Genomic DNA, 1,487 nt, shown 5'->3' with positions numbered 1-1,487 from the left:
CGGCCCGCTCTGGCGACACCTCCACCTTTGTGATTATGGCACCGCCGCAGTATGAGGGGGAACGTTTCCGGGTGCTGGCGACCTTCTACTGGCAGGGGATGAACTGGAAATACCAGGCCAGCCAGATTAAGACGCTGTTTGCCCGCTACCATATGACGCATATCGGTATTGATACCACTGGGATCGGCAGCGGCGTGTTTGAAATGGTAGAAGCCTTCGCGCCACGTCAAACCGTGGCTATCCGCTACGGAGTGGAAACCAAAAACCGCCTGGTGCTGAAAATGGTCGATTTGGTGGAAAGCCAGCGCATCGAATGGGACGGCGAGCAGAAAGAAATCGCCGCCAGCTTCCTGGCGATTCGCCGTACCAGTACTGCCAAAGGGGGCGGCATGACCTTTATTGCCGACCGCAGCCAGGAAACCGGCCATGCGGATGTGTTTTTTGCCCTTTCACACGCGGCGGATAATGAACCGCTGAACTACGAAAATCCCCGCCGCTCCATCTGGAAAATGAGCCAAAACTAATGAAAAAACGTCAATCCCGCCGTCAGGCGGCGCGCAACAGTGGCAAGGCTACCGTCAGCCGTCAGCGGAACATGAGCATGATCAAGACCGGCACCCTGGGCAATCCTGAACCGGTACTGACCACCGGCACTGATTACCGCGATATCTGGTACGACAACGCGGTCGATCACTATTCACTGCCCATTGACCGGCTGGCGCTGGCGCAGCTGGTGAACCTCAACGGCCAGCACGGCGGCGTGCTCTACGCCCGGCGCAATATGGTGGCCGCCGATTATCGGGGTGGCGGCCTGAGCCATGAGCAGCTGAAGGCCGGCATGTTTGATTACCTGACCTTTGGCGATCTGGCCATCCTGAAAGTACGCAACGGCTGGGGCGAGGTGATCGCCCTGGCTCCGCTGCCTTCACTCTATCTGCGCCTGCGCAAAAGCGGCGAATTCGTGATATTGCAACAGGGCGAGCCGCTCGTTTACCCGCCAGAGGACGTGATTTTTCTGCAACAGTACGATCCGCAACAACAGATTTACGGCCTGCCGGATTATATCGGCGGGATCCACTCGGCGCTACTCAACAGCGAGGCCACCATTTTTCGGCGTCTCTACTACCATAACGGCGCGCATACGGGCGGCATCATTTACACCAGTGATCCGAACCTTAGCCCCGAAATGGAAGAGCAAATCATGGAATGTGTTGAGCAGGGAAAAGGGGTCGGGAATTTTAAAACGCTGTTTGTCAGCATTCCGAAGGGCGATCCGGAGGGTATCAAATTTATTCCTATCGGCGATATCAGCGCCAAGGATGAGTTCAGCAATATCAAGAATATCAGCGCTCAGGATGTATTAACCGCGCATCGCTATCCGGCCGGGCTGGCGGGGATTATTCCCAGCAATGCGGCGGGCCTCGGCGATCCGGTCAAGGCGCGGGAAACCTACCGGCAGGACGAGGTGATCCCGCTTCAGCGCATGC

Annotated in this window: 1 protein-coding gene and 1 pseudogene; both read left to right on the top strand. The window is 57.2% G+C overall.

Annotated elements, in window-relative coordinates:
• A pseudogene (locus CINSTRO3249_RS15840) lies at positions 1–524 on the top strand (terminase); the annotation flags it as partial.
• On the top strand, positions 524–1,487 hold a 964-nt coding region (locus tag CINSTRO3249_RS15835), incomplete at its 3' end, for a phage portal protein (protein WP_074013903.1). The pseudogene CINSTRO3249_RS15840 and the gene CINSTRO3249_RS15835, both read left to right, overlap by 1 nt.

Origin of the sequence: Candidatus Sodalis sp. SoCistrobi (assembly GCF_900143145.1) — a bacterium.
Lineage (GTDB): Bacteria > Pseudomonadota > Gammaproteobacteria > Enterobacterales > Enterobacteriaceae > SoCistrobi.
This window is presented reverse-complemented; position numbering and strand designations above follow the sequence as displayed.